The sequence below is a fragment of the Bradyrhizobium sp. SZCCHNGR1005 genome (genome assembly GCF_032489995.1).
Classification (GTDB): domain Bacteria; phylum Pseudomonadota; class Alphaproteobacteria; order Rhizobiales; family Xanthobacteraceae; genus Bradyrhizobium.
Window position 1 is genome coordinate 1,307,544 of the sequence record NZ_JAUEZC010000002.1, and the last position, 22,554, is coordinate 1,330,097.

At 65.3% G+C, this 22,554-nt stretch carries 20 protein-coding genes, 1 other RNA gene and 1 pseudogene; 15 read left to right on the top strand and 7 right to left on the bottom strand.

The window, feature by feature from the left end; all coding sequences use genetic code 11:
• Positions 1-92 precede the first annotated feature (92 nt).
• The gene (gene gap / locus QXZ85_RS12060) at positions 93-1,100 is read right to left on the bottom strand and encodes a type I glyceraldehyde-3-phosphate dehydrogenase (RefSeq protein ID WP_315701648.1); all 1,008 of its coding nucleotides are present in this window, start codon (positions 1,098-1,100) and stop codon (positions 93-95) included.
• Between the two features lie 239 nt (positions 1,101-1,339).
• On the bottom strand, positions 1,340-3,325 hold the full coding sequence (gene tkt / locus QXZ85_RS12065; RefSeq protein ID WP_315701647.1) for a transketolase: 1,986 nt from the start codon (positions 3,323-3,325) through the stop codon (positions 1,340-1,342).
• A gap of 325 nt (positions 3,326-3,650) precedes the next feature.
• Between tkt and QXZ85_RS12070 the strand changes: the two genes are divergently transcribed.
• Both QXZ85_RS12070 and QXZ85_RS12075 read left to right on the top strand, forming a co-directional pair.
• A complete protein-coding gene (locus QXZ85_RS12070) occupies positions 3,651-3,989 on the top strand; it encodes a DUF4164 domain-containing protein (protein ID WP_315703104.1) in 339 nt (112 codons plus the stop codon).
• Complete coding sequence (locus QXZ85_RS12075) at positions 3,986-4,369, top strand: cell division protein ZapA (protein ID WP_315701646.1); 384 nt, start codon at positions 3,986-3,988, stop codon at positions 4,367-4,369. The genes QXZ85_RS12070 and QXZ85_RS12075 overlap by 4 nt, the downstream gene beginning before the upstream one ends.
• A 54-nt stretch (positions 4,370-4,423) precedes the next feature.
• On the opposite strand, the gene QXZ85_RS12080 is transcribed toward QXZ85_RS12075, so the two are convergent.
• A complete protein-coding gene (locus QXZ85_RS12080; RefSeq protein ID WP_315701645.1) occupies positions 4,424-4,627 on the bottom strand; it encodes a hypothetical protein in 204 nt (67 codons plus the stop codon).
• A 72-nt stretch (positions 4,628-4,699) separates the two neighbouring features.
• Positions 4,700-4,975: a DUF3551 domain-containing protein gene (locus QXZ85_RS12085; RefSeq protein WP_315701644.1), complete on the bottom strand. Its 276-nt coding sequence runs from the start codon at positions 4,973-4,975 to the stop codon at positions 4,700-4,702.
• 119 nt (positions 4,976-5,094) lie between these two features.
• Here QXZ85_RS12085 and QXZ85_RS12090 point away from each other — a divergent pair, with 119 nt between their 5' ends.
• From QXZ85_RS12090 to QXZ85_RS12100, 3 genes are all read left to right on the top strand, one after another.
• Positions 5,095-6,003: a LysR family transcriptional regulator gene (locus tag QXZ85_RS12090; protein ID WP_315742488.1), complete on the top strand. Its 909-nt coding sequence runs from the start codon at positions 5,095-5,097 to the stop codon at positions 6,001-6,003.
• Positions 6,004-6,336: 333 nt separating this feature from the next.
• Complete coding sequence (locus QXZ85_RS12095; RefSeq protein ID WP_315701642.1) at positions 6,337-7,167, top strand: SDR family oxidoreductase; 831 nt, start codon at positions 6,337-6,339, stop codon at positions 7,165-7,167.
• A 68-nt stretch (positions 7,168-7,235) separates the two neighbouring features.
• Positions 7,236-8,486 (top strand): LysM peptidoglycan-binding domain-containing protein, encoded by a 1,251-nt coding sequence (locus QXZ85_RS12100; RefSeq protein WP_315742490.1) that lies wholly within the window; start codon positions 7,236-7,238, stop codon positions 8,484-8,486.
• On the opposite strand, the gene QXZ85_RS12105 is transcribed toward QXZ85_RS12100, so the two are convergent.
• Positions 8,487-9,398: a LysR family transcriptional regulator gene (locus QXZ85_RS12105; protein ID WP_315701640.1), complete on the bottom strand. Its 912-nt coding sequence runs from the start codon at positions 9,396-9,398 to the stop codon at positions 8,487-8,489.
• Between the two features lie 132 nt (positions 9,399-9,530).
• Here QXZ85_RS12105 and QXZ85_RS12110 point away from each other — a divergent pair, with 132 nt between their 5' ends.
• The 7 genes from QXZ85_RS12110 (at position 9,531) to QXZ85_RS12140 (ending at position 17,271) form a co-directional block, all read left to right on the top strand.
• On the top strand, positions 9,531-10,682 hold the full coding sequence (locus QXZ85_RS12110) for an HlyD family secretion protein (protein ID WP_316174188.1): 1,152 nt from the start codon (positions 9,531-9,533) through the stop codon (positions 10,680-10,682).
• Between the two features lie 184 nt (positions 10,683-10,866).
• Positions 10,867-12,489 carry an MDR family MFS transporter gene (locus tag QXZ85_RS12115; protein ID WP_316174190.1) on the top strand — a complete coding sequence of 541 codons (1,623 nt, stop codon included), beginning with the start codon at positions 10,867-10,869 and terminating at the stop codon, positions 12,487-12,489.
• A 284-nt stretch (positions 12,490-12,773) separates the two neighbouring features.
• Positions 12,774-14,048, top strand: coding sequence for a serine hydrolase domain-containing protein (locus tag QXZ85_RS12120; RefSeq protein ID WP_316174192.1), 1,275 nt, complete (start codon positions 12,774-12,776; stop codon positions 14,046-14,048).
• A gap of 109 nt (positions 14,049-14,157) precedes the next feature.
• The gene (locus tag QXZ85_RS12125; RefSeq protein ID WP_315742496.1) at positions 14,158-14,799 is read left to right on the top strand and encodes a glutathione S-transferase family protein; all 642 of its coding nucleotides are present in this window, start codon (positions 14,158-14,160) and stop codon (positions 14,797-14,799) included.
• An 804-nt stretch (positions 14,800-15,603) separates the two neighbouring features.
• A non-coding RNA gene (ssrS, locus tag QXZ85_RS12130) (6S RNA) lies at positions 15,604-15,764 on the top strand.
• Between the two features lie 92 nt (positions 15,765-15,856).
• The gene (locus QXZ85_RS12135; RefSeq protein ID WP_315701635.1) at positions 15,857-16,444 is read left to right on the top strand and encodes a 5-formyltetrahydrofolate cyclo-ligase; all 588 of its coding nucleotides are present in this window, start codon (positions 15,857-15,859) and stop codon (positions 16,442-16,444) included.
• Positions 16,445-16,446: 2 nt separating this feature from the next.
• On the top strand, positions 16,447-17,271 hold the full coding sequence (locus QXZ85_RS12140; RefSeq protein WP_315701634.1) for a TIGR00282 family metallophosphoesterase: 825 nt from the start codon (positions 16,447-16,449) through the stop codon (positions 17,269-17,271).
• Here the strand turns inward: QXZ85_RS12140 and QXZ85_RS12145 are convergent, their stop codons facing one another.
• Entirely contained in the window at positions 17,272-18,696 is a 1,425-nt protein-coding gene (locus QXZ85_RS12145) for a methyl-accepting chemotaxis protein (RefSeq protein WP_316174194.1), read from the bottom strand. It lies immediately after the preceding gene.
• Between the two features lie 50 nt (positions 18,697-18,746).
• Positions 18,747-20,337 (bottom strand): annotated as a pseudogene (locus tag QXZ85_RS12150) (methyl-accepting chemotaxis protein).
• Between the two features lie 236 nt (positions 20,338-20,573).
• Between QXZ85_RS12150 and QXZ85_RS12155 the strand changes: the two are divergent.
• The 3 genes from QXZ85_RS12155 to ruvA all read left to right on the top strand — a co-directional run bounded on the left by QXZ85_RS12155 (position 20,574) and on the right by ruvA (position 22,546).
• Positions 20,574-21,320, top strand: a complete 747-nt coding sequence (locus QXZ85_RS12155) for a YebC/PmpR family DNA-binding transcriptional regulator (protein WP_315701631.1) — start codon at positions 20,574-20,576, stop codon at positions 21,318-21,320.
• A gap of 84 nt (positions 21,321-21,404) precedes the next feature.
• Positions 21,405-21,932 carry a crossover junction endodeoxyribonuclease RuvC gene (gene ruvC / locus QXZ85_RS12160; protein WP_315701630.1) on the top strand — a complete coding sequence of 176 codons (528 nt, stop codon included), beginning with the start codon at positions 21,405-21,407 and terminating at the stop codon, positions 21,930-21,932.
• Positions 21,929-22,546: a Holliday junction branch migration protein RuvA gene (gene ruvA, locus QXZ85_RS12165; RefSeq protein WP_315701629.1), complete on the top strand. Its 618-nt coding sequence runs from the start codon at positions 21,929-21,931 to the stop codon at positions 22,544-22,546. The genes ruvC and ruvA overlap by 4 nt, the downstream gene beginning before the upstream one ends.
• The last annotated feature ends 8 nt before the right edge of the window (positions 22,547-22,554 follow it).

The following is a 22,554-nucleotide window of genomic DNA, read 5'->3' on the forward strand; positions in this document are numbered from 1 at the left end:
CCGTCCGTCTTGACCCGGCCATCCACGTCTTGCTTGCCTTGTGGCCAAGACGTGGATGCCCGGCACAAGGCCGGGCATGACGGTGAATGTGGTTACAGCAGCTTGCCCATCGCGACGGCGGTGTCGGCCATGCGGTTGGAGAAGCCCCACTCGTTGTCGTACCAGGACATCACGCGCACGAAGTTGCCGTTCTGCACCTTGGTCTGGTCCATGTGGAAGGTCGAGGAGTGCGGATCGTGGTTGAAGTCGATCGAGACGTTTGGCGCAGTGGTGTAGCCGAGAACGCCCTTCAGCTCCTGCTCGCTGGCGCGCTTCATCGCCTCGTTGATCTCCTTCGGATCGGTGTTGCGCTTGGCGACGATCTTCAGGTCGATCACGGAGACGTTCGGCGTCGGCACGCGCACCGAGACGCCGTCGAGCTTGCCTTTCAGCTCAGGGAGCACGAGGCCGATCGCCTTGGCGGCGCCGGTAGAGGTCGGGATCATCGACATCGCTGCGGCGCGGGCGCGGTAGAGGTCCTTGTGCAGCGTGTCGAGGGTCGGCTGGTCGCCGGTATAGGCGTGGATCGTGGTCATGAAGCCGGTCTCGATGCCGACGGTGTCGTTCAGCACCTTGGCGACCGGGGCGAGGCAGTTCGTGGTGCAGGAGCCGTTGGAGACGACCAGATGATCCTTGGTCAGGCTTTCATGATTGACGCCGTAGACGATGGTGGCGTCGGCGCCATCGGCCGGCGCCGAGACCAGCACGCGCTTGGCGCCGGCGGTCAGATGCGCGGAGGCCTTCTCCTTGGCGGTGAAGATGCCGGTGCATTCCAGCGCGATGTCGACGCCGAGCTCCTTCCAGGGCAGCTTGGTGGGATCGCGCTCGGCGCTGACCTTGATCTTGCCGTTGCCGAGGCTGATCGAGTCGCCCTCGACGGTCACGGTGCCCGGGAAGCGGCCGTGCACGGAGTCGTAACGGAGCAGATGGGCATTGGTCTCGACCGGGCCGAGGTCGTTGATCCCGACCACTTCGATGTCCTTGCGGCCGGATTCTGCGATAGCGCGCAGGATATTACGGCCGATGCGGCCAAACCCGTTGATTGCGACCCGGACTGCCATCTTCGTCTCCTTCAATGACGTTTCTCACCCCTGCGAGAGGACCCATGCAGGCCCCACCAGGGTGTTTCGCGGTGTTAACGCCCGGTTCTGCCGGACGGGAGCGGATAGTATGGCTCTTTCGTAGTCCTTTTTTTGCGATCGCTCAACCGCCCCTTGCGGCCAATCTGGCCTTCCCCGGCTGGCGTGCCAGGGAACGTGGTGAACCGCGCCGAGATCCCGCTCGGCGCGCCCCCCTTTTTTTACGACAACCGCTTCACCGCGGCTTCGACCGCGGCCTCGGCGGTGATGCCGAAATGCTTGTAGAGCTCCTTGTAGGGGCCGCTTTCGCCGAACGAATGCATCCCGATGAATTCGCCGTCCTTGCCGATCACGGCATCCCAGCCCCAGCGCACCGCGGCCTCGATCGCGATCTTCACCGGTGCGTTACCGATGACGGCAGCGCGGGCTTCGGCCGGCTGCTCCAGCAGCAGTTCCAGCGAGGGCACCGAGACCACCCGCGCCGGAATGCCGCGCTCGGCGAGCTGCTTCTGGGCGGCGACCGCGATCTCGACCTCGGAGCCGGACGCGAACAGCGAGACCTTGGCTTCGCCCTGAGCCGCTACCAGCTCATAGCCGCCACGGCCGCACGGGTTGTCCGCCGGCGCATTGGTCCGCAGCTGCGGCAGGTTCTGCCGCGTCAGCGCCAGCACGGTCGGACCGTTGGTGCGGTTGAGCGCGAGCTCCCAGCATTCGGCGGTCTCGATCGCGTCGCAGGGCCGGAACACGCGCATGTTCGGGATCGCCCGCAGCGCCGCCAGATGCTCCACCGGCTGGTGCGTCGGGCCGTCCTCGCCGAGACCGATGGAGTCGTGGGTCATCACATAGACCACGCCCGCGCCCATCAGCGCCGCCAGCCGCATCGCCGGCCGCGCGTAGTCCGAGAACACCAGGAAGGTGGCGCCGTTCGGCGCGAAGCCGCCATGCAGGAAGATGCCGTTCATGCACGCGGCCATGCCGTGCTCGCGGATGCCGTAATGGATGAAGCGGCCTTTCGGCGTCTTGGCCGAGAACGAGGTCGCCGACTTCGCCTTGTTGTTGTTGGAGCCGGTGAGGTCGGCACTGCCTGCGAGGAACTCCATCGGCATCGCGGCGGCGATCACCTCGATCGCGGCTTCCGAGGATTTGCGGGTGGCGATGTTGAGCGGATTTTCCAACAGCGCCTTCTTGTGGTCCTTCAGCGCCTTCGCCAGCGAAGCGGGGCGCTCGTGGCGCAGCCGGCGCTCGAACTCGGCGCGCTTGCGCGGGCCCATCTCGGCGAGCCGCCCGTCCCATTCGGCGCGCGCAGCGGCGCCGCGGGACCCGGCCTCGCGCCAAGCCTTCAGCACGTCCTCCGGTACGAAGAAAGCTTCCTGCGAGATGCCGAGCTTCTCCTTGGCGCCCTTCAGCTCCTCAGGCCCGAGCGCCTCGCCATGCACCTTGGAGGTGCCGGCCTTGGTCGGCGCGCCGAAGCCGATCGTGGTCTTGCAGGCGATCAGCGACGGCTTGCTCGATTTCTGCGCGCGTTCGATCGCGGTTGCGATCGCAGCGGGATCATGGCCGTCGATCAGTTCGGCAGCCCAGCCGGCCGATTTGAAGCGCTTCACCTGGTCGACGGAATCGGCGATCGAGGTCGGTCCGTCGATCGAGATGCCGTTGTCATCATAGAGCACGATCAGCTTGTTCAGCTTCCAGTGCCCGGCCATCGCGATCGCTTCCTGCGAGATGCCTTCCATCAGATCGCCGTCGGAAGCCAGCACGTAGGTGTGGTGATCGACGATCTTCTTGCCGTATTCGGCCTGCAGCATCTTTTCGGCGAGCGCCATGCCGACCGCCGTGGAAATGCCCTGGCCGAGCGGGCCGGTGGTGGTCTCGATGCCCTTGGTGCGGAAATTCTCCGGATGGCCCGGCGTCAGCGAATCGACCTGGCGGAACCGCTTGATCTGATCGAGCGTCATCTCCTCGTTGCCGGTCAGATAGAGCAGCGCGTAGAGCAGCATCGAGCCGTGGCCGGCGGAGAGCACGAAGCGGTCGCGGTCGGGCCAGGCCGGCGCCGCCGCATCGTATTTCAGGAAGCGCGTGAACAGCACTGTGGCGACGTCGGCCGCGCCCATCGGCAGGCCGGGATGGCCCGATTTGGCCTTCTCGACGGCATCCATCGCGAGCGCGCGGATGGCATTGGCCATGCGGGAATGATCGACCTGCGTCATGATGGAGATCCGTCTTGAAATGAGATGCCGTGTACGAGGAGCCCGCCGGTAACGGCGGATGGTGCGAGATTCCGGGCTGGATAGCACCTCGGTTCCGGGAGTGAAAGGCAATCAAACGCGGAAACCCGCGTCCCGGTTCCGTGGTGCGGCAGGCGCTATCCGGACAAATACGGGAAATCCGCTTAGCAGTGCATAGTTTTGCCGCAGCGTTGCGCTTTCCTCGCCCGGCACGTAAGTTTCTGCCCGTAAGCGCTTGCCGGACGGCGGCTTTTGACCCGCGGCGGGCGCTTCTCGAAGGGCCCGCGTCCGACCCATGAGTGATCATCTGAGTGATCATGCCGCCACGCTTCCCGGCCAGGCGGAACCTGCCGCTTTCGAGCTGGAAGCGGCGACCCGTCGCCTGATGGCGGCGCTGGACGCGCTGGAGAGTGCGGTGGAACGGCGCCGCGAGGCCGATCGCGATGAAGACGAGCTGGCGACACGGATCCAGGCGCTCGGCGCCGATCGTTCGCGGCTCGCCGATGAGCTCGACGGCTCCCTGATGAAGTCGCGCAAGCTCGAGCGCGCCAATCGCGAGATCGCCGAGCGGCTCGACACTGCGATCGGCACCATTCGCGCGGTGCTCAACGGTGGCGGAAGTCACGACGAGGATGCCGAGGAATGAGCCACATCAACGTCACCATCAACGGCCGCCAATATCGCATGGCGTGCGAGGAAGGCCAGGAACTGCGGCTGCTGAAGCTCGCCGAGAGCCTGGAAGCGCGCATCACCAATCTGCGCGGCAAGTTCGGCGAGATCGGCGACGCCCGGCTGACGGTGATGGCGGCGCTCACCGTGTGTGACGAACTGATCGACTCCAATCAGCGCGTGCGCGCGCTGGAGGAGGAGGTCGAAGGCCTGCGCAGCGTGCGCAACCAGGCTACCGACCGCGCCCGCGCGACCCAGACGGCCGTGGCGAAAGCGCTCAACGCCGCCGCCGAGCGCATCGAGAAAACGACGCAGGTTTTGAACCGCACCATCGGCGGCGGCGTCGCGATCGGGTGAGAGCCCGACGCGTACTAACAGGTGTCTAGCGCGACAGCGGTGTTATTTGCTCCGTCATTGCGAGCGAAGCAATCCAGGGTTACGCGAAGAATCTGGATTGCTTCGCTTCGCTAGCAATGACGCCGCAAAATCGAACTGGCACCAGGGGGCGGCCAGCTCGCCGAGGCTCAGCCCGACGAAGCCGAGCACGAACGCGCCGCCGATGCCGTGACGGCTGAAGCCGGAGTTCGCGCCGATCGCCGTGCCGAGGATCAGCATGCAGCCGGTTCGTGCCGCGTCGCGCCGCGGTTCCGTTGTGCCGCAGCGAAGGCGATCGCAACGCGAGGGCAATCAGTCGTGACGGCGGGTCTTGTGTCGCGCCGTCGACTGGGCCATCGCATTGCTTGCGTTGGCGCTGCTGCCGAACGGGTTGGGATCGCAATAGCCCGAGGCGCCCGAGGCCCGGGCCTGGCACTGCGCGAGGCTGGTGTAGCCGCAACCGCGCATGCCGCTGGTGCTCATCAGGCAGTAATCGTCGGCACGTGCGGCCGGCGCTGTGGCAGTGACGGATATGGCGGCGCAGGCGGCCGCGGCGGAGAGACGGATCGACCGGGAGATGATGGTCATGTGTGTACCCAGTGTTGGAGGAGGGGCATCGGGCGATGCTCCATGAGTCCAACTTGCCGGCGATCTGTTATTTTGATAATTCCGATGAAATCAAATAGCTTATTTGAAAAGGCCAAATAATGAGCCGCTTGGAGATCGGCGAGCTCGCTGCCTTCGCTGCGGTGGCGGAATCGCTCAGCTTCACCCGCGCTGCGACTCAGCTCGGACTCTCGCCGCCGACCGTGAGCCAGACCATCCGTGCGCTCGAAGACCGGCTCGACGTTCGGTTGTTCAATCGCACGACGCGGAGTGTCGCGCTTACGGAAGCTGCCGAACGCCTGCTGCGCGAGGTGCAGCCGATCCTGCGCGCCGTCGATGACGCGCTCGAGAACGTCAATCTCTTCCGCGACAAGCCGATGGGAACGCTGCGCCTGGCCGTGGTCCGCGCTTTCGCATCTCGCGTGCTCGTTCCTCTCATCGAGCCGTTCCTGCTTGCCTATCCGGACATCCGTCTGGAACTCGCGGTCGACGATACCGAGAGCGACATCGTCAGGAATCGCTTCGATGCGGGTGTCCGGCTCGGCAGCATGGTCGAGCGCGACATGAAGATCGTCAGGGTCACCGACGACTTCCGGCTGTTCGCGGTTGCCGCGCCGGCCTATCTCGCGTCCCATCCCGCTCCGCTGCAGCCGCAGAACCTGCATGCTCACAACTGCATCCGCTATCGGCGCCCCGGTGACGGCGCGATACAACCATGGGCCTTCGCGAAAGGCCGTCAGCGCGTTGAGATTTCGGTGGAGGGGTCGCTCACGATCAACGACGTCGAATTGCAGCTGGATGCGGCTCTCGATGGCGTCGGGATCACCTATCTCCCTGAGCCGATCGTGAGCGGGCATGTCGCGACCGGCCGGCTGGTCCGAGTTCTGCACGGTTGGGAAGATCTGGTTCCCGGACTGTTTCTCTATCATCCGAGCCGCCGGCAGACGCCGGCGCCACTCCAGGTGTTTCTCCGCTTCGTCAAGGATTGGCGCAAGAAGCAGCCGGCATAGGGCACTCTCCTGAGTGCTGTGTCCATCTGTCCGCGGATGTCTCGGTGATCGCGGCCGCGCCAGGCGTTGATCACGCGCATCATCGTCTCGATACCTGCCTTGTCGTTCTGCAGAGTTGTAGGGTGCACAAAGGCGCGGAGCGCCGTGCCCACGGCCTATCGAGCTGGAAAAAATTGGTGGGCACGCCTCCGCCTTCGCCCTTCGGGCTACGGCGGACAAGTCGCTTTGTCCACCCTACCCGATTTGTTGCACGCGCGATCGAAACAAGCGGAACTCCATTTGGGCGTGCGAGTCTGCTAGAGCTTGAGCGCGCACCTGAAGCCGGAGCAGAGCATGTCAGCCAATCCGCCCCAATTCCCGTCCCGCCTTCTCGACCGCTACGCCCTCGTCACCGGGGCGCCGCAAGGCATCGGCCGTGCGGTCGCCATTCGCTTCGCGCAGGAGGGGGCGCATGTCGCCCTCAACTACATCGGTCCGCGCGCGGCGGCGGAAGACGCGCTGGCGCGGGTCCAGGCGGCCTCGGCCGCGCGCGGACATGAGAAGCGCGACCATGTCATCGTGCATGCCGATATCGGCGTCGAGGCCGATATCGACGCCATGTTCGAGACGCTGCTGTCGCGCTGGCCGCGGCTCGACTGCCTGGTCAACAATGCCGGCTTCCAGCGGGAGTCGCCGAGCGAGGCGCTGGACGTCGAAACCTATCGCAAGATCCTCGAGGTCAATCTCACCGGCGCCGTGCTCTGTGCGCGACATGCGCTGGCGCATTTCGTTGCGCGCGGCGAAGGAGGCAACATCATCAACACGTCGAGCGTCCATCAGATCATCCCGAAACCAGGCTATCTCGCTTATTCGATCTCAAAGAGCGCGATGGCGGGTCTCACCCGTACGCTGGCGCTCGAGTTCGCCGGCCGCGGCATTCGCGTCAACTCCGTCGGCCCGGGTGCCATCGACACGCCGATCAACGCGGCCTGGACCGACGATCCGGTCAAGCGCGCCGCTGTTGAATCCCACATCCCGATGGGGCGGGTCGGCACGGTGGAGGAGATTGCCGCCGTGTTCGCATTCCTTGCCTCGGACGAGGCGAGCTACATCACCGGCCAGACCCTCTATGCCTGCGGCGGCGTCTCGCTGTTTCCCGAATTCCGCGACAACTGGGCGAGTTAACTCTGCGGGGACAGTGCTACGACGGGCTTGATGAATGGCCTGAGGAGGCGCAATGTCGAGCCGGTTTCGTGATTGTGATCAGGGAACAATTCGTCGCGCTTAACGGGTCCGGCCAGTCGATGAACGTGGTGAGCAGGACATCGAACATCCGAGTCATCCTGTTGCTGGTGGCGATTGTCGTCAGCGGTAGCTTGGCGCCGCTCTATTTCAGCGACCTGTTCACACGCCATGATCAGCCGGCCCCCGTCGCGCCTTCGGCGAGTAACGACAGCGATGCTGCGAAGCCGCCGACTTCGCAGCAGGCCGCCCCCACGACCCTCGCCGGGGTGCAGAAACAGGCCAGCGATCTCGCCGCGACGCTGGGACCATCGCCATCTCCTTCGGCACCGGACGACGGCACCCCGTCGTTCGATGTCGTCAGTGTCGAGCCGACGGGCGAGGCCGTGGTCGCCGGCCGGGCGGCGCCCGGTGCGACGGTCGAGCTGTTGCGCAATGGCGAAGTGCATGATCGGGCGGTTGTGGACAAGTCCGGACAGTTCGCGATGGTGCCGCGCCCGCTGCCACCCGGAACCTACGACTTGACCCTGCGCGCCAGGCAGCCGGACGGCAAGGAGATCGCGTCCAAGCAGAGCGTGGCAGTGGTGATCGATCCCACCAGCGAGCGCCAGAAATCTGCCGGCGAGCGGCCGATGGTGGCGCTGATGACCCCCGATAAGCCGACGGTCGTGTTATCGCGCCCGACCGGTCCGGCGGAGAGCGTGGCGGTGGAGACGGCCGACGTCGATGCCTCCGGCAAGCTCCAGGTGAGCGGCCGCGCGCATCCCGGCGCCGATGTCAGGCTCTATCTCAACGACAGCTTCATCGCGTCTGCGACGGCCGGCGCAGACGGGCGGGTTGCCATCACGATCAAGGAAGGCGTGGCGCCGGGCCGCTATCGTGTCAGGCTCGACGAGGTGGAGTCCGGATCCGGAAAGGTCCGCAGCCGCGCCGAGGTGCCGGTCACGGTGCCCGAGATGACGGCTGCGCTGTCGCCCCGGGAGCCTGCAGCGGCCGCGCCGGAGAAAGGTGCGGCGCGGCAGACGGCATCGGCCGACGCCTCCGGCACTGTCCCGCCGGATGAAGGCAATCCGTCGTCCGTGGTCGTATCCAAGATCGCCACCGTCACCGTGTCCCGCGGCGATAGTTTGTGGCATATCAGCCGGAAGGCGCTTGGCATCGGCGCGCATTACGCCGTCATCTACAAGGCTAACCGCGAGCAGATCCGAAATCCCGACCTCATCTATCCCGGCCAGGTCTTCGTGCTTCCAAAGCGGCCGTAATTACGCATAGGGGTCGATCAGCTTCTGGTGCTCGGCGCTGTGCCGAACGAGCATGTCGATGAAGGCCCGGACCTTGGCGGACAGGTGATGCCGGTGTGGGTAAACCGCATTCATCGACATCTCCACCGGCCGGTACTCGGGCAAAAGGCGCACCAGCCGTCCGGCTTCGAGATCGTCGCGCACCAGAAAGCCGGCCGCGAGCGCAATTCCGACGCCCTCGAGCGCTGCACGCCGCAAGGCCTCGCCGCTGCTCGATACGAGATTGCCGGACACGCGTACTGATGCCGGGTGCCCGTCCCGATCGACGAAGCGCCATTCGGTGCCGAACGGATAGTTGGCGTGACGGAAGCAGTTGCGTGCGCTCAACTCGTCCAGCGTTTGCAGCGGCCCATGCTTTTCCGTGTAGCCTGGCGAGCAGCACAGCACATGCCGCCAGGTCGCGAGGCTGCGGACGATCAGGCTGGAATCCGGCGGCGTCGTCAGCCGTAGCGCCACGTCGAAACCCTCCTCGATCAGATCGACACTGGTCTCGCCCATCATCAGCTCGACCTTGACGTCTGGATAGCTGGAGAGGAAGTGCGCCACCACCGGTGCGATGAACGGCACGATATGGGTCGCCGAATGGACCCGGAGGGTGCCGCGCGGGGTCGCGTGCAAGGCGCTCGCGATGTCGTCCGCCTGCTCGAGATCGGCGAGAATCTGCGCGGTGCGGTCGTAATAGGCCTTGCCGATCTCGGTGAGGCTCACCTTCCGGGTGGTCCGATTGAGCAGCCGGACGCCCAGGCGGTCCTCGAGCGCCTGCACATGGTTGCTGACCATGGTGGTCGACATGTTGAGGCGGCGCGCCGCGGCTGAAAAGCCGCCGGTTTCGACCACCCCGGCGAAGGCGGTCAGGCTGGCAAAGCGGTCCATGTCCGATCTCCGATTGTCCGCTCTGACCGGATAATCCTTTCAGATTTGGACGGATTATCACGAGCCGCAGGACATCGCATCTGCAGCTGCAAAGGACGGCGCCTCTGTCACGCGCAGCGTCCGGAGCAAGCCATGTCAAATGTTGCCTATGTCTCTGAAGCAAAACAGAAAACGAGTCTCCGCCCATCGCGCACGGCGATCAAGCGGGCTGGGCTCGGGCTGCTGCTGGTGCTCGGCGCCGTTGCCGCCTCCCGTTACGGCTACGATTATCTGACCGTCGGGCGCTACCTGGAGTCGACCGACGACGCCTATGTGAAGGCGGATTCCACGATCATCTCGCCCAAAGTGTCCGGCTATATCGCCAAGGTGCTGGTCGGCGACAACGAGAAGGTCAGCGCCGGCCAGGTGCTGGCGCGGATCGACGATCGCGACTTCAAGACGGCGCTCGACCAGGCCCGCGCCGACGTCGCCGCGGCTGACGCCTCGGTCCATAACCTCGATGCGCAGCTGGAACTGCAGCAGCAGATCATCGCGCAGGGCAGCGCCGATGTCGCCGCCGCCGAGGCCAATCTGAAATTCGCGCAGGAGGAGCGCGCCCGCTACGACGATCTGATGAAGACCGGCTCCGGCACGGTGCAGCGGGCGCAGCAAACCGATGCCGCATTGCGCGCCGGCAACGCGCAAGCGCAGCGCGCGAAGTCGGGGCTCGCTGCCGCGCAGCGGCAGGTCGATGTGCTCACCACCGAACGCGCCAAGGCCGTGGCGCAGCTTGCCCGGGCCCGCGCGGTCGAGCAGCAGGCGTCGTTGAACCTCTCCTATACCGAGATCACTGCGCCGGTTGATGGCACGGTCGGCGCACGGTCGCTGCGTGTCGGCCAATATGTGCAGGCGGGCACGCAGCTGATGGCCGTGGTGCCGCTGGATGCGGTCTATGTGGTCGCCAATTTCAAGGAAACCCAGCTCACTTACGTGCGCGCCGGCCAGCCGGTCGAGATCAGCATCGACGGCTTCCGCGACCAGACCCTGCGCGGCCATGTCGACAGCCTGTCGCCGGCCAGCGGGCTCGAATTCGCGCTGCTTCCGCCGGACAATGCGACCGGCAATTTCACCAAGATCGTGCAGCGCGTGCCGGTGAAGATCGTGCTCGACGATCACGGCCTGACCGGCCTGTTGCGTCCGGGCATGTCGGCGGTGCCGACCGTCGATACCAAGGCCACCGTGCTCGCCGCGCGCGACGAAGCCAAGCGGCTGGCCGCCAACGCCATCCGGCCGCACGGCGGCTGATGTTCTTACGTCCCGCGAGCAAGAGCTGCTCGCGGGCAAAAGACTGGATCGCGTCGCTGCGCTCGCGATGACGAGAGTTGTGGGCGCATGACGGCGAACCCCGGCCGTCATTGCGAGCGAAGCGACGCAATCCAGACTTCATCCACGGACGAATCGTCCGAGATTTATCTTCCAGGAGGCGCCGATGAGCGCTCGTCATCCCTCAACTGCGGTGCAGTCCGCGGCTTCGGCCTCGCCAAATTCTCCGAGTTCAGCCGCTTCTGCGACCGTCTCAGCCAAGACCTGGATCGCGGTGATCGGCGCCACGCTCGGCGCCTTCATGGCGGTGTTGAACATCCAGATCGTCAATGCCTCGCTCGCCGACATACAAGGCGCGATCGGCGCCGGTATCGACGACGGCGGCTGGATCTCGACCTCCTATCTGGTCGCCGAGATCGTCGTGATCCCCTTGAGCGGCTGGCTCGCCCAGGTGTTCTCGATCCGCCTCTATCTCTTGACCAATGCGATCCTGTTCCTGGTGCTGTCCGCGGCCTGCGCCCTGGCGCAGGACCTGCCGCAGATGATCGTGCTGCGCGCGGTGCAGGGCTTCACCGGCGGCGTTTTGATCCCCATGGCATTCACCTTGATCATCACATCGCTGCCGCGCGCCAAGCAGCCGGTGGGGCTCGCGCTGTTTGCGCTGTCCGCGACGTTCGCGCCGGCGATCGGCCCGACCATCGGCGGCTATCTGACCGAGAATTTCGGCTGGCAGTACATCTTCTATGTCAACCTGGCGCCGGGCGCGATCATGGTCGGCATGCTCTGGTATGCGCTGGAGCCCAAGCCGATGAAGCTTGCGCTGCTCCGCCAGGGCGACTGGCCGGGCATCGTCACCATGGCGATCGGCCTGTCGGCGCTGCAGACCGTGCTGGAGGAGGGCAACAAGGACGACTGGTTCGGCTCGCCCTTCATCGTCAAGCTCTCGGTCATTGCGACGCTCGCGCTGACGGCGTTTTTGCTTATCGAGCTCAGCGTCGAGAAGCCGCTGCTCAACCTGCGCCTGTTGTTCCGGCGCAATTTCGGCTTCGGCATCCTCTCCAACTTCCTGCTCGGCATCGCGCTGTACGGTTCGGTGTTCATCCTGCCGCAATATCTGTCGCGCATCCAGGGCTACAATGCCGAGCAGATCGGCATGGTCTTGGCGTGGACGGGGTTGCCGCAGCTCGTGCTGATCCCGTTGGTGCCGCAGCTGATGCAGCGCTTCGACGCGTGCGTCGTGATCGGAATCGGCTTCGTGCTGTTCGCCGGCTCCAACTTCATGAACATCTTCATGACCAACGATTACGCCGCCGACCAGCTGTTCTGGCCCAATGTCGTGCGCGCCATCGGGCAGGCGCTGGTGATGGCGCCGCTGTCGGCGGTTGCGACCGCCGGCATCGAGCCGGAGAACGCGGGCTCGGCCTCCGGCCTGTTCAACATGATGCGCAATCTCGGCGGTGCGGTCGGCATTGCTGTGCTGCAGACCGTGCTGACCAAGCGCGAACAGTATCATTCCAACGTGCTGACGCAGTCGGTCACCGTGTTCGAGCCGGCGACGCGGACGCGGCTCGATCAGCTCACACAGTATTTCGTCAACCATGGCATCGCCGACCGCACTGATGCCTCGCGCCGCGCCTTCGTCGCGATCGGTCACATCGTGCAGAAGCAGGCATTCATCCAGGCCTTCAGCGATACGTTCTATTTGCTCGGACTGGCGCTGATCGTGGCGCTGGTCGCGGCCATGTTCCTGAAGAAGCCCGGCCACGTCGCGGCGGGCGGGGCGCATTGAGCCGCGCCACCATGGAGCGAGCGTCTCCTTCCCTCGAAGCCCGCAAGCCAGGCAAAACCCGTCATCGCGATGCGATGGGCTGGCCACGGTCGGTCCATCCTGCGATTTTGTGACAAGCTCGCGTCAACCCATCCGACGTTTCAATCACGTTTGCGCATGCCTCGTGACTGACGTCATGCACGCACCTGCTTGCGGCCGTCAGGCGGGCCTGTTCTAGTTCGAGCATAAGCGGACGTTTGAGATCGCACCACAAGCGCTTCTGATCCGCCACTCGGGAGGAACGTATGAGGACAAGAACGAAGACGCTCGTCATGGCGGCGGCTGCGGCCGCCTTCGCATTCCACGCCGCCAGCGCCGCGCCGTTGCCCGAAGCCAAGCCGGACGATGTCGGCTTCTCGCAGGCCGGTCTTGCGCGGATGGATGATTTCTTCGCGCGCGAAATCGCTGCCAAGCGTGTACCGGGTGCGGTGGTCGCGATCGCCCGCGACGGCAAGCTGGTGCACTACAAGGCTTATGGCAAGCTCGATCCCGCCAAGGATGTGCCGATGCCGCTCGATGCGATGTTCGCGCTGGCGTCGATGACCAAGCCGATGGCGGCGGTCGCTGGGCTGACGCTGATGGAGCAGGGCCGGCTGCCGCTGCAGGCGAAGCTGTCGGACTACTATCCCGCTTTCGCCGACATGAAGGTCGGCGTCCCGCAGGCAGACGGATCGCTCAAGCTGGAGACGCAGCTGTCGCCGATTCATATCCACGATCTCTATCGCCACACCTCCGGCCTGATGTATGGCGGCCGGCCCGACAGCGCGAGCCCGGTGGCCCGGCTCTATCCGGATGGCGTTGCGCCGGCGATCGAGGGCGACACGCAGGCCTTCATCGAGCGCATCACCAGGCTGCCGCTGGCGCACCAGCCATCGACGGAGTTCGAATACGGCTTCTCGATCGATGTGCTCGGCGCCGTCATCGAGAAGGTCAGCGAGCAGCGGCTCGGCGACTATCTGTCGAGGAATGTCTGGCAGCCGCTCGGCATGCGTGATGCGACGTTCGCGCCGTCGGATGCGCAGCGGGCGCGGCTCGCCCGGCCGTTTGCCAATGATCCGCTCACCGGCAAGCCGCAGTCCATCAGGCTTTTGGACACGCCGACCAAATTCGACTGCGGCGGCGCCTGCTCCTTTGCGACCGTCGGAGACTATCTTCGGTTTGGTCAGATGCTGCTCAATGGCGGCGAGCTCGACGGCCAGCGCATCCTCAGCCCGAAGACGGTGCACCACATGACCTCCAACCATCTGGGGCCCGAGATCAAGAACAACGTCGCCAATATCGAGCCGCACCGCGCCGGCTTCGGTTTCGGCCTCGCGGTCGCCGTGCGCACCAATGAGGGCCTGTCGTCGGTGCCTGGCAATCCCGGCGAGTTCACCTGGAATGGCGCCTTCGGCACCCAGTTCTTCTGCGATCCCAAGGAGCGCCTTGTCGTCGTCGTCGGCACCGCCGCGCCCGGTGAGCTGCGAAAATATTATCGCGAGCAGGTGCAGGACATCGTCTACGGCGCGATGGTAAAGTAAGGCCCCCGTACGTTTGTCATCCATGGCCCCGGACGAGTGTCGGCGCGACCCGTGGGCCCTTCCCGCACGTTGCTTGCGCTCATGCGGGCCATTGTCCACCGGAGTCCCCATGCTCACCGTCCATCATCTCGGCCGATCGCAATCCGAGCGCATCGTCTGGCTCTGCGAGGAACTCGACATACCCTACGAGCTGAAGACCTATGCGCGCGACGCCGACACCATGCTGGCGCCGCCGGAATACAAGGCGCTGCACCCGATCGGGTCGGCGCCGGTCATCACCGATGGGGGTGTGGTCCTCGCCGAATCGGCTGCTATCGTCGACTATATCGTCGCGAAGTACGGCCAGGGGCGGCTCACCCTGCGCGCGGATGATCCCGGCTTCGCAGCCTTCCTGTACTGGTTTCACTTCGCCAACGGCACGCTGCAGCCTGGGCTGGGGCGGCTGATGATCCTGAACCGGCTGACATCGGCCGAGGACAATCCGATGCTGGTGGCCATGAAGGCACGCACAGACCGCGCGTTCGATCTCGTTGAAGCCCGCTGCGGCGAGGCGGACTATCTGGCCGGCAGCGCCTTCACCGCTGCCGACGTCATGATCGTCTTCACGCTCACCACGATGCGCTACTTCCAGCCCTATGATCTCGGCCGCTTGCCGAACATCCGCGCCTATCTCGCCCGAATCGGCGCGCGACCGGCCTATCAGCGCGCGATGGCGAAGGGCGATCCAGGGATGGAGCTGCTACTGAGCTGAGTGCTTCGTCTTCTGTCATTCCGGGACGCTCGCGACAGCGACCAAGGCTGGAGTGACACCAAGCCTGGAGTGACATGGAGAGTGAGGAGTCATTGCGAGGAGCGTGAGCGACGAAGCAATCCAGGTTTTCGCCTCGAACGACACGGGATTGCTTCGCTCGCGCTCGCAATGAAGGCGGAGAGGGTGCAGTGCATGTCCGCCATGCGCGAATTGCCCGTCGTGCCAACGTGTCGCACGCTGCACGCCTTGTCGTGTCGGGCAAATCAGGACGATCTTTGGTGTGTCCCGTGCCCCACAGAGAGGGGCGCTTCGCGATCGTCACGAAACGTTGGGCGCGGGATGCGGTGGACGTGGTGTCGTGAGGCGCTATTGCGCAAGACGACTTGCGATGCGACGGACGTGAAATCTTGTGGTCCTGGCGCCCCGGTGCTGGCGCTCAGCGCGACGCGCGTAGCGCGTCGTCGCGATGTGGGGGCAAAAAAGCCGGTCCCCAAGGAGAGCAGGTATAAGCGTTAAAACCATCGCGCAGGGAAGGCCGGGATGTCTTGGCCGAACCTGTGGTACCTGCCGCCTGCATTTTCTTTCGCAGGCGGGCCATGGGGGCGGCAAGCTCCCGGCCTTCCCTGTGCCCTCTTCCAAGAAGAGGGTGACCAGTTGCAAAGCTCGGGCGCAGATCGCGCCGCGAGAGTGACGGCGCGTGCGCTCCGATCGCTGTTTGAAATGTGAATCCGTCCACCGAATTCTTCCCCACAGGGGAGCATACCGCCGCTGGCGAAGCGGCGAGGTCGTTGTTACATTGGGTCGGCGAAGCTGTGGCGCGCGTCAGGAGCCATATATCCCCGGGGCCTTATCGATCCTTTAGGGAACTGTCCCTGGCCGGGTCCGTGGATCCGGACATATGGTGCCCACCTACTTTCGTAGGGAACTCCGGGATCGAGCGCTTCAACGGCGTCCGCGGCTTCGCGCTTTCCTTCCCGTGCCCCCTTCAGTTGCTGATCCCCTGCGTTTCTGCGAGGTTCGATCGCCCGCTTTGGGCTTCCAGCGGAGATAACGTTGCATGCCGTCGAAGGCGGCTCAGCATTCCAAGCAGGAGTTGCGCGCCGCAGCGCTCGCGGCGCGGGACGCGTTGAGCAACGAGGAGCGGACGGCCGCGGCGCAGACGATCGCGGCGCGGGGACTGCCCTTTGCCATTCAGCCCGGCACGGTGGTCTCGGGCTATGCGCCGATCCGGAGCGAGTTCGATCCGATGCCGCTGATGCTCAAGCTTGCGGAAGAGGGCGCCCGGCTCGCGCTGCCGGCGATCACGGCTCGGGGACACGCGCTGCTATTCCGGGCCTGGGCGCCGGGCGACCGTCTGGTGCTCGGCTCGCTCGGCATCACCGAGCCGTCGCCGGCCGCAGCCGAACTCGCGCCTGACGTGATGCTGGTGCCGCTCGCCGCCTTCGATCGCTTGGGCCATCGCATCGGCTATGGCGGCGGCTACTACGATTACACCTTTTCGCATCTGCGGAAGGCAAAGCACGTGATCGGAGTCGGCCTTGCCTTTGCCGTGCAGGAAATCCCGCTGGTGCCGGCACTAGCCCACGACGAGGCGCTGGATTATGTGCTAACCGAAGCTCAGACATTCGACTTCCGGAGCACATAGATTTGCGAATTCTCTTTGTCGGCGATGTGGTCGGCCGGGCCGGCCGCACCGCCGTCTCGGACCATCTGCCTGGTTTGATCCGCGCCTGGGCGCTCGATCTGGTCGTCGTCAACGGCGAGAACGCCGCCGGCGGCTTCGGCATCACCGAAGCGATCTATCAGGAGCTGTGCGACGCCGGCGCCGATGCGATCACGCTCGGCAATCACGCCTGGGACCAGCGCGAGGCGTTGGTGTTCATCGAGCGCGCCCCGCGCCTGGTGCGTCCGACCAATTTTCCGCGCGGCACGCCGGGCCGTGGGGCCGCCTTGGTCGAAACCAAGACCGGCGCGCGCGCGCTGGTGGTCAATGCGATCGGGCGCGTGTTCATGACGCCGTTCGATGATCCCTTCGCCGGGATCGGCGCCCAGCTCGATGCCTGTCCCCTGCGCGAGGCGGCCGATGCAATCGTGGTCGACGTGCATTGCGAAGCGAGCAGCGAGAAGCAGGCGCTCGGCTACTTCTGCGACGGACGCGCGAGCCTCGTCGTGGGCACCCACACCCATGTTCCGACGGCCGATCACCAGATCCTGCCGGGCGGCACGGCCTATATGACCGACGCCGGAATGACCGGCGATTATGACTCGGTGATCGGGATGCAGAAGGACGAGCCACTGCGCCGCTTTACGTCAGGCATTCCCTCGGCACGGTTCGAGCCTGCGGCGGGAGCGGCGACGCTGAGCGGCGTCGCGGTCGAGACCGACGATGCGACCGGGCTTGCGGTGAAGGTGGCGCCGGTGCGGATCGGCGGCCGGCTCTCTCCGGCAGCGCCGGAGTTCTGGGGGAGCTGATCAGCTCTGCCGGAAGCCCATGCGGAAGGCGCCCCAATGCCGTCCCTTGACGAAGATCGGGGCCGACAGATCCTTCATCAGCACGAACTGACCGCCGCCCATGTCGCGCCGATAGGTCTGCAGCAGGAACGGCCGCTTGCTCTCGGCGACCTTTTTGACTGCGCGATCACTGAATAGCCGGCGGTTGCGGCAGTTCGCGTTGTTCCAGACCGGGTCGGAGCCTTGCGGCAGGCGGTAGTTCGGATTGTGGGTCGGCAGGTAGCCGCCCTTGGCCCAGGCGACGCAGAACACGATCCGCGGATCTGATTTCTGGATCGGGTCCTGGATGGCCGGCAAGATCCGATCGGTGAATTCGACATAGTCGGTCAGGTACTGCTTGGGATCGGTGCCGAGAATTTCACGGTAGTTCTCGTCCATCAGCTGCGCCACCGTGATCTCGCCGCGCTCCACCGCCGCATCGAACGCGCTTGAGATCACCTTCGCGGTTTCGACCACGGTGCGGATCAGCGGTGCATCCGCGGTCTCGACGCCGCTTTCGGCGATCAATGCGATCAAGCCTTCCGACAGGTCGAGCAATTTGGCGATCCGGCTGTCGGCCTGCTTCAATTCGATCGAGGACCGATCGACGCCCTTGGCGAGTTCGGCGAGCTCGGTGATGACCATGTCGCAATGCGCGAGATTGGAGGTCGCGGCGCGCGCGACCCCGTCGATCTCCTGGCCGACATGGGTGAAGCCGTTCTGCACCCGCGCGATGATGTCCTCGATCCGCTGGGCGCCGTCGCCGGCATTCTTGGCACGCGAGGACGCCTCGCCGCTCTCCCCGAGCAAGCCCTTGATCTGGCCATCGAGCCCGCGCAGCGTATCGCCGATCTGCTGCGTCGCCTGGCGGGTCGCTTCGGCCAGGCTCTTCACCTCGCTGGCGACCACGGCGAAGCCACGCCCGGCCGTGCCGGCCCTGGCCGCCTCGATGGTGGCGTTCAATGCGAGCAGGTTGGTCTGCTTCGCAATCGCCTCGATCGAAACCGAGACTTTTGCGACCTGCGACAGCGCCGAGCCGACCGCTCCGAGCCGGTTCTCGATCCGGTCCACCGCCTCGATCAGCTCGGAGATATGCTTCACCGCGGTCTCGACCACCGTGCGCGACTGCGTGATCTCGCCGACTGCGGCGGAAGCTGCCGTCTGCACCGCCTGGGACGCCGTGGCGATGTCGTGATTGGCGGCGACCATGGTCTGCGCCGTGTTCTGCAGATGGCCGAAGCGCTCCGACTGGTGGGCGACGCGGCTTGCGACCTCCTGGACGTTGCCGGCGACGTCGGCAAGCTCGACGCCGAGCCCGCCGATGCGGTTGGCGAGCTCGTCGATCAGGCGTTCGGCGCCGGAGGATGCGTCGGCAGTTTCCAGGAACACGCGCTGCGCGAGCGACATCGTAAGGCTCCGTCAGAATGAAGTGAAAAATACGGCTGGTCTTTTCGCACTCATAATTTGTAAGCCGTCCGGAAGCCGCCCCAATGGCGGCCACGGACACGGATCGGCACGTCGATCTCGCGCATCATCACGGTGTTGCCGTTGCCCATGTCGCGCGCGTAGCTCTGAATCAGATAAGGCCGCTCGTTGCGGCCGGCGGCGAGGCCGGCGGCATCGTTGAAGATGCGGCGGTTGCGGCTGTTGGCGGTGTTGAAGGCGACGTCGCCCGGCCGCTGCGGATGCGAATAGATCTTGTTGTGGACCGGCAGATAGCCGTTGCGGTCGATGGCAACGCAAAACACCATTCGCGGGTCCTTGGCCAGGAAGGTTTCCTGGAACGGCGGCAAGGCGCGGTCGGCCCAGTCGAGAATCCTGGTGCGGTGCTGCTGCGGGTTGGTGCCGGGGATTTCGACATAGTCGGCGTCGAACATGTCATCCATCGAGAGCTCGCCGCGGGCGACCGCGCTCTCGAACATCCTGGTCAGCTCGGTCCCGGCCTCCATCGCGCGCGCGACGAATTCGTTGTTCTCCTCGCGGAGCGCCCACAGCTTGTCTTCGACCTTTTCGCGCAGATCGGGCGTGTTCGCCTCGAACCGCGCCTGCGCGCCGGCCTTGGTCTGCTCGGTGATACGCAGTGTGCAGGGACCCACGTCTTCCAAGACTCCGCCGAAGCGCTCGATGGCAGGGCAAGCGCTGGCTCGACAGCTTGTCCTCGCCTTGCCCTTGGCGCAGCAGCACCGCAGCGCGGGCCTTCAGTTTCTGCGCATACATGGTGACGGCCTTGCCCGCGCTGCTGACGCGCTCGCCGTAGCTTTCGGCCTGCTTGGTCGCCCCCTCGATCTCGGATGCGCTGTCGACCACGGAGGCGATGAAGCCCGAGGCCCGGGTGGCGTTGTCGGAGATCTCGCCGGTGGTCTGGTTCTGCTCGGCGACTGCGCCGTCGACATTGGCAAATACCGGGCGGATCGCCTCGATGGCCTGCGCGATCCGGTGCACGGCGTCGGCCGAGCCGTTCGCGTCCTTCTGCAGTGCCTCGATCTTCTTGGTGATCTCCTCCGTCGCATTCTGCGTCTGCACCGCCAGCGCCTTGACCTCGGTGGCGACCACGGCAAAACCGCGGCCCGCTTCGCCGGCACGGGCCGCCTCGATGGTGGAGTTGAGCGCCAGCAGCGTGGTCTGGCGGGCGATCTGCGCGATCAGGTTGACGACATTGCCGATCGCAGCCGAGGACTCCCGCAGGCGGTCGACATTGGCCCTGGCTTCCCGGGCGGCAGCGCTCGCCTGATCGGCGAGCGCGCCGGCGCCGCGGACCTGGGTGCCGATGTCGTGCGCCGACCGGGTGACCTTCTCCGCGGCTTCAGCGAAAGTTGCCGCGGTCCCTTGCGCGGCGCTGCTGCGTCGGGTCAGTGCATCGGCGCGCGTGCGGATATCGGCGAGGGTGCTGGCGGTGGCCTCGGCGCCGCTCGCCACCGAATTTGCGGCGCGTTCGAGCTGGCGGATCATGCCGCCGAGTTCCAGCTCCAGGAGTTCGAGGATTGCCTTGGCCGATTCGGCCTCAGCCTGGCCACGCGAGTCCAGCGCTGGGGCTGCCGGCGGTGCCATGATTTCCTCCACCGGTGCAGCGCGCTTCGGCGCGCCTCTTCCGAACCACGCGAACGGCATCGGGGCTCTCTTGTATGCATTGACGGCTGAGGATCCATCCTTGCATCTGATGGTTAACAATGGCTTCAGAGAAGCTCTACTAAAATACCTCTGCACTACCATCTTTGATTTTGATCATCGCCGGCCTATAAGGCCGCGCTCCCCCAATTCCCCAGACGATTCCGAAGAGACTTCGCATGGCCGGCCATTCCCAATTCAAGAACATCATGCATCGCAAGGGCCGGCAGGATGCGATGAAGTCCAAACTGTTCGGCAAGCTGGCCCGCGAAATCACCGTCGCGGCCAAGCTCGGCACGCCGGATCCGGCCATGAACCCCCGCCTGCGCGCCGCCATCGTGGATGCGCGGGCCGAGAACATGCCGAAGGACAATATCGAGCGTGCGATCAAGAAGGCGCTCGGCGGCGAGGGCGAGAATTACGAAGAGATCCGCTATGAGGGCTATGGACCCGGCGGCGTCGCCGTCATCGTCGAAGCGCTGACCGACAACCGCAACCGCGCCGCCTCGGACATCCGCTCCTATTTCACCAAATCCGGCGGCAACCTCGGCGAAACCGGCTCGGTGTCCTTCATGTTCGACCGGGTCGGGATCATCGAATACGATTCCAGTGTCGCCTCCGACGATGCTATGCTGGATGCAGCGATCGAGGCCGGAGCCGACGACGTTGTGTCGAGCGAAGGCGGCCACGAGGTCTATGCCTCCCCGGAGAACTTCCGCGAGGTCGCCAAGAACCTGGAGGCCAAGTTCGGCGAGCCGCGCAAGGCGGCGCTGACCTGGAAGCCGCAGAATACGGTCGCCGTCGACGACGAGACCGGCGAAAAGCTGCTCAAGCTGATGGATCTCTTGAACGAGCATGACGACGTTCAGAACGTCTATGCGAACTTCGACATCTCGGACGCCCTGATGGCCAAGATGGGCGGTTAGCGTTCTGTTGACCAAGGGCGCACACCGGCCGTCATCCGTTCTGTTTATGTTTCGCTTCAGGCGGACGGACGCTATCACTACAGCATGACCGTCCAGCCGATTCGCTCACCCGTTCGTATTCTCGGCATCGATCCCGGCCTCCGCCGGACCGGCTGGGGCGTGATCGAGAGCGAGGGCAATCGTCTGGTCTTCATCGGCTGCGGCTCTGTCGAGCCTCCTGACGATCTGCCGCTGGCGGGCCGATTGCTTGCGATCCATGAGGGACTTGCCCGCGTGCTCGGCGAGTTCAGTCCGATGGAAGCGGCCGTCGAGCAGACTTTCGTCAACAAGGATGGCGTCGCCACGTTGAAGCTTGGGCAGGCGCGCGGCATCGCCATGCTGGCGCCGGCAATGTACGGCATCACTGTCTCCGAATATGCGCCGAACCAGGTGAAGAAGACCGTGGTCGGCGCCGGCCATGCCGACAAGAACCAGGTCGCCGTGATGTTGAAGCTGCTGCTGCCCAAGGCCGATCCGCCTTCGGCTGACGCAGCCGATGCACTGGCGATCGCGATCACGCACGCCCACCATCGCCAGGGCGCGGCGCTGCGAAGGAAGGTGGCGGGGTTATGATCGGCAAGCTGAAGGGCCTGATCGACTCCTATAGCGAGGATTTCGTGATCCTCGATGTCGGCGGCGTCGGCTATCAGGTGCATTGCTCGACGCGCACCTTGCAGGCGCTGCCATCGCCCGGTGAGGCGGCGGTGCTCTCGATCGAGACCTATGTCCGCGAGGATCAGATCAAGCTGTTCGGTTTCAGGACCGACGCCGAGCGCGAATGGTTTCGCCTGCTGCAGACGGTCCAGGGCGTGGGCGCCAAGGTCGCGCTGGCCGTGCTCGGGACCTTGCCGCTGGCCGACCTCGCCAATGCGATCGCGTTGCGCGACAAGGCGGCGGTGGCGCGCACGCCGGGCGTCGGCCCCAAAGTGGCCGAGCGCATCGTGACCGAACTGAAGGACAAGGCGCCGCAGCTTGCCAGCGTCGATCCGGCCGTGGTCCACCTGTCCGGCGCCTTGGACGAGGCGCGGGCGCCCCAGCCGGTCGCGGACGCGATTTCGGCCCTGATCAATCTCGGCTACGGCCAGCCGCAGGCCGCGGCTGCGATCGCGGCGGCGACCCGAACGGCAGGTGACAAAGCCGAGACGGCGCAATTGATCCGGCTCGGTCTCAAAGAGCTCGCAAAATAGGCTATCGT